We start from the raw sequence: 5,059 nt of genomic DNA on the forward strand, positions 1-5,059 counted from the left end.
CGGTCATGCAGGCTTCGACGCGTTCTTCCGCGATGATCAGCAGCCCGCGCTCGGTGTCGACCAGCGCGTAGATGATTTCCGGATGGAGGTTCAGCGCCTGGTTGGCGGGGATCGTCCACGGCGTGGTGGTCCAGATCACGATGCCGCCCTCGGCGCGCGGCAGTGCCGGCAGGCCGAACGCGTGCGCGGTCTTTTCCGGCTCCGCGAACGCGAACATCACGTCGATCGTCGGGTCGGTGCGGTCCTTGTACTCGACTTCCGCTTCCGCGAGCGCCGAGCCGCAGTCGAAGCACCAGTTCACCGGCTTCAGCCCGCGGTACACGTAGCCCTTCTCGATGATCTTGCCGAGCGCGCGGATTTCTTCCGCCTCGTTCACGAAGTTCATCGTCTTGTACGGGTTGGCCCAGTCGCCGAGCACGCCGAGGCGCTTGAAGCCGACCTTCTGCTTCTCGATCTGCTCGGTCGCGTACGCGCGCGCCTTGCTCATCACTTCGGCCGCCGGCAGCGACTTGCCGAACTGCTTCTCGATCTGGATCTCGATCGGCATCCCGTGGCAATCCCAGCCCGGCACGTACGGCGCGTCGAAGCCGGCCATGTTGCGCGACTTGACGACGATGTCCTTCAGGATCTTGTTCACCGCGTGGCCGAGGTGGATGTCGCCGTTCGCATACGGCGGGCCGTCGTGCAGGATGAACTTCGGCCGGCCCTGGCTGGCCGCGCGGATCTTCTCGTAGATGCCGCGCGCTTCCCACTCCTTGACCCACTGCGGCTCGCGCTTGGGCAGGTCGCCGCGCATCGGGAACGGCGTGTCGAGCAGGTTGACCGGATACTTGGCCTGCGGTTTCGAATCGGCTTTCTTGTTGCTCATGATGGGATCGCTATCTAAATCGGGGGGACGCTCGGGCGTCGTGAATCGGGTAGGCGCGCGCGAGGGCGGCGCGAGGGTGCGGCGCGAGGCGCCGCCGTCCGGATCAGCTAATTCGGTCGGTGGCCGACGTCGCGAAGCCCGTCGCGCGGCTGCCCGGCGCACGGTCGCGTTCGGTGAAGTAGGCGCGTGCATTCGCGACGTCCAGCGCGATCGCGCGCGACAGCGCCTCGAGATCGTCGAATTTCGCCTCGTCGCGCAGCTTCTTCAGGAATTCGACACGGATCAGCTTGCCGTACGCGTCGCCGTGCCAGTCGAGCAGATGAACTTCGAGCAGCACGCGGCCCGAATCGTCGACGGTCGGGCGCAGCCCGAGGCTCGCGACGCCCGGCAGCGGCTCGGGGCCGAGGCCGTGCACCTGCACGACGAAGATGCCCGCGAGCGCCGGCCGCTTGTGCTGGATCGGCAGGTTCAGCGTCGGGAAGCCGAGATCGCGGCCGAGCTTCAGCCCGTGCGCGACGTGGCCGCTGATCGCGTAGCCGTGCCCGAGCGCCTGCGCGGCCGCGTCGAGATCGCCCGCGGCGAGCGCCGCGCGCACGCCGGAGCTGGAAATGCGCGTGCCGTCGCTGCCGGCCACCGTGCCCATCTGCTCGACCTCGAAGCCGTGCAGCTCGCCGGCCGCCTTCAGCGTGTCGAAGGTGCCCGCGCGCTTCGCGCCGTAGCAGAAATCGTCACCGACCATCATCCAGCGCGTGTGCAGCCCGTTCACCAGCGTGCGTTCGACGAACGCCTGCGGCGACTGGCTCGCGAAGGTGTGGTTGAAGTGCTCGACGACGACGCGGTCGACCCCGTGGTCGCGCAGCGCTTCCAGTTTGTCGCGCAGCATCGCGATGCGCGGCGGTGCGCCGGCCGGATTGAAGAATTCGCGCGGGTGCGGCTCGAACGTCATCACGCACACGGGCAGGCCGCGCGCGTCCGCTGCCGCGCGCACGCGCGCGAGCAGGGCCTGGTGGCCGCGATGGACACCGTCGAAGTTGCCGATCGTCAGCGCGCACGGGGCGCGGCTCTCGGCGTTGGGCAGGCCGCGGAAGACTTTCACGATAGCGGATGCAGCGTCGGGGAATGGGCGGTGGGATGCCGCAAAGCAGAAGATTATAAACGTTCGAGCGGGCCGACGGCCGAGAAGGCGGGAAACGCGAGGGCGAATGGTAAAATTCGCGGATGAAAAAACTCGTGATCCTGATTTCCGGTCGCGGCAGCAACATGGAGGCCATCGTCCGCGCGTGCGCGCAGGAACGCTGGCCGGCCGAGATTGCCGCCGTGATCGCCAACCGGCCCGATGCGGCCGGACTGGCTTTTGCCGCGTCGCACGGGGTGGCGACGGCGGTGGTCGACCACCGGTCGTTCGACGGCCGCGACAGCTTCGACGCGGCGCTCGCCGCCGAAATCGACCGTTTTTCGCCCGATCTCGTCGTTCTCGCCGGCTTCATGCGCATCCTGACGCCTGCATTCGTCAGACGATACGAGGGCCGGCTGCTCAACATCCATCCGTCGCTGCTGCCGAGCTTCAAGGGCATCCACACGCACCAGCAGGCGCTGGATGCGGGCGTCGCGCTGCATGGCGCGAGCGTGCATTTCGTCATTCCCGAGCTCGACAGCGGCGCGATCGTCGCGCAGGGCGCGGTGCCGGTGCATGCCGGCGACGACGCGGCCGCGCTCGCGCAGCGCGTGCTGACGGTCGAGCACGTGCTGTATCCGCGTGCGGTGCGCTGGTTCGTCGAAGGGCGTCTGCGCCTCGAGGACGGTCGTGCAGTGGTCGCGCCCGAAGAGGCGCGCTGGATTTTCGCGGATCAACCGCAAACCGAAACGAGTGAGGGCGTATGAAGCTGCACGGATTCCTGATTGGCCAGACCGAAACCCTGCTCGCCGAGGTGCTGAAGTTCGCCGGCCCCGCCGACGCGACGACGAGCCGGTTCTTCCGCGCGCACCCGAAGCTCGGGCATGCCGAGCGCGGCGTGATCGCCGAGGCCGTGTTCGCGGTGCTGCGCCGGAAGATGGAGTTCTCGCATCTCGCCGAGAGCGGCACCGGCACGCCCGCGCGGCGTCTCACGCTGCTCGGCCTGATGCAGACGATGGGGCGCAATGCGCTGAAGCCGTTCCTGTCCGACACCGAGTCCGCGTGGCTCGAGCACGTGTCGAAGATCGATCCGGCGAGCCTGCCCGTGCGCATTCGCACGAACCTGCCCGACTGGATTCACCAGGCGCTGTCGGAGCGTTTCGACGCCGAGGAACTCGCGCAGCTCGCCGCTGCGCTGAACTACCCGGCGCCGCTCGACCTGCGTGCCAACGCGCAGAAGGCGACCCGCGACCAGGTGATCGAAGCGCTGCGCGTGAGCGGCATCGAAGCGGGCGCGACGCCGTTCGCGCCGTTCGGCGTGCGCGTGGTCGGCAAGCCGGCGCTGACGCGCCTGAAGCTGTTCGAGGAAGGCGCGATCGAGGTGCAGGACGAAGGCAGCCAGCTGCTGTGCTCGCTGGTCGCGCCGCGCCGCGGTGAAATGGTCGTCGATTTCTGCGCGGGCGCGGGCGGCAAGACGCTCGCACTCGGCGCGATGATGCGCTCGACCGGGCGCCTCTATGCGTTCGACATCTCGGAGAAGCGTCTCGCGAAGCTGAAGCCGCGCCTCGCGCGCAGCGGGCTGTCGAACGTGAACCCGGTGCTGATCGACAGCGAGCACGACGCGAAGATCAAACGGCTCGCCGGCAAGATCGACCGCGTGCTGGTCGATGCGCCGTGCAGCGGCCTCGGCACGCTGCGCCGCAATCCGGACCTGAAGTGGCGCCAGACGCGCACGGCGATCGACGAGCTGACGCCGAAGCAGGCGTCGATCCTCGCGAGCGCCGCGCGGCTCGTGAAGAAGGGCGGCCGGCTCGTCTACGCGACCTGCAGCGTGCTCGACGCCGAGAACGAGCGCATCGTCGAACAGTTCCTGGCCGATCATCCGGAGTTCACGCTGGTGCCGGCGCAGCAGGTGCTGGCCGACCAGCGCATCGAGCTCGAGACGGGCGACTACCTGTCGCTGTGGCCGCACCGTCACGCGACCGACGGCTTCTTCGCCGCGGTGCTCGAGCGCCGCGCCGCGCAGTAACGACTGCCCGGACGGACGATGGAGAATTTGCAGAGCCGCCTGCTGTCGCACCGGCTGGAATCGGTGATTCGCGATTTCCACCAGCCGGTGATGATCTGGCAGGCGGCGATCCTCATCGGTGCGCTGTGTTTCGCGTGGGTGGCCGCGCGCTTCGTGCACGGCCGGATCGATGCGCGGCGCCGGGCGGCCGGGCGTGCGCCCGGCGCGGGCGCGCAAAGCCTGAAACGTGCGTTGTTTCCGCTGTTCGGCAGCGTGTTCGTCGGCGGCGCGCAACTCGCGTTCGACCCGTTCATGTCGACGTCGCTGTTGTCGCTCGCGCTCGTGCCGCTGTTCGGCATCGGGCTGATCTACGTGCTGTTCTTCTTCGCGCGGCGCGTGTTCGCGCGCGACGGCCACACGCACGCGTGGCTGTCGATCGTCGAGAAGATCGTGTCGACCGTCGTGTGGGCCGCGATGGTGATGACCGTGCTCGGCATCCAGCGCGACGTGCTCGGCTGGCTCGACAGCGTGCAGTTCCGGGTCGCGACCGCGCACCTCACGCTGCTGTCGGTGATCTCCGGCGCGCTGTGGGTGTGCGTGACGCTGATGGTCGCGATGTGGCTCGGCTCGGTGCTCGAGGATCGCCTGTCGCGCGCGAGCACGCTCGACGCGAACCTGAAGGTCGTACTGTCGCGGATCGGCCGCGCGCTGCTCGTGTTCGCGGCGATCCTGATCGGGCTGTCGCTGGTCGGCATCGACGTGACGGTGCTCGGCGTGTTCGGCGGCGCGGTGGGCGTCGGCCTCGGGTTCGGGCTGCAGAAGATCGCCAGCAACTACGTGTCGGGCTTCATCATCCTGCTCGACCGCTCGCTGCGGCTCGGCGATGCGATCAGCGTCGGCGGGCTGCAGGGCGTCGTCACGCAGATCCGCACGCGCTACACGGTCGTGCGCGGCCTTGACGGCAACGAGACGCTGATCCCGAACGAGAAGCTGATCACCGACGTCGTGCAGAACCAGTCGTCCTACCTGACGCGCGGCTACGCGAAAGTCGCGGTGCAGGTCGCGTACA

The 5,059-nt window shown here is 68.4% G+C and carries 5 protein-coding genes; 3 read left to right on the plus strand and 2 right to left on the minus strand.

Annotated features, from left to right (window positions below; translation table 11 throughout):
- Both JMF90_RS23430 and JMF90_RS23435 read right to left on the minus strand, forming a co-directional pair.
- On the minus strand, positions 1-868 hold an 868-nt coding region (locus JMF90_RS23430; protein WP_201325485.1), incomplete at its 3' end, for a class I tRNA ligase family protein.
- 103 nt (positions 869-971) lie between these two features.
- Positions 972-1,964, minus strand: coding sequence for a bifunctional riboflavin kinase/FAD synthetase (locus tag JMF90_RS23435; RefSeq protein WP_011546013.1), 993 nt, complete (start codon positions 1,962-1,964; stop codon positions 972-974).
- A gap of 122 nt (positions 1,965-2,086) precedes the next feature.
- On the opposite strand from JMF90_RS23435, the gene purN reads away from it, so the two are divergent.
- The 3 genes from purN to JMF90_RS23450 all read left to right on the plus strand — a co-directional run.
- A complete protein-coding gene (gene purN / locus JMF90_RS23440) occupies positions 2,087-2,749 on the plus strand; it encodes a phosphoribosylglycinamide formyltransferase (RefSeq protein WP_011546012.1) in 663 nt (220 codons plus the stop codon).
- The gene (locus JMF90_RS23445; RefSeq protein ID WP_011546011.1) at positions 2,746-4,011 is read left to right on the plus strand and encodes an RsmB/NOP family class I SAM-dependent RNA methyltransferase; all 1,266 of its coding nucleotides are present in this window, start codon (positions 2,746-2,748) and stop codon (positions 4,009-4,011) included. The genes purN and JMF90_RS23445 overlap by 4 nt, the downstream gene beginning before the upstream one ends.
- 18 nt (positions 4,012-4,029) lie before the next feature.
- The coding region (locus JMF90_RS23450; RefSeq protein ID WP_201325486.1) for a mechanosensitive ion channel family protein at positions 4,030-5,059 on the plus strand (1,030 nt) is incomplete at its 3' end.

The organism is Burkholderia sp. E168m23, from assembly GCF_016586125.1.
GTDB lineage: Bacteria > Pseudomonadota > Gammaproteobacteria > Burkholderiales > Burkholderiaceae > Burkholderia > Burkholderia orbicola.

Bases quoted from the DNA above. Each gene is read 5' to 3' on its own strand.
- purN (WP_011546012.1), top strand. From the start codon at position 2,087: ATGAAAAAACTCGTGATCCTGATTTCCGGTCGCGGCAGCAACATGGAG.
- JMF90_RS23445 (WP_011546011.1), top strand. From the start codon at position 2,746: ATGAAGCTGCACGGATTCCTGATTGGCCAGACCGAAACCCTGCTCGCC.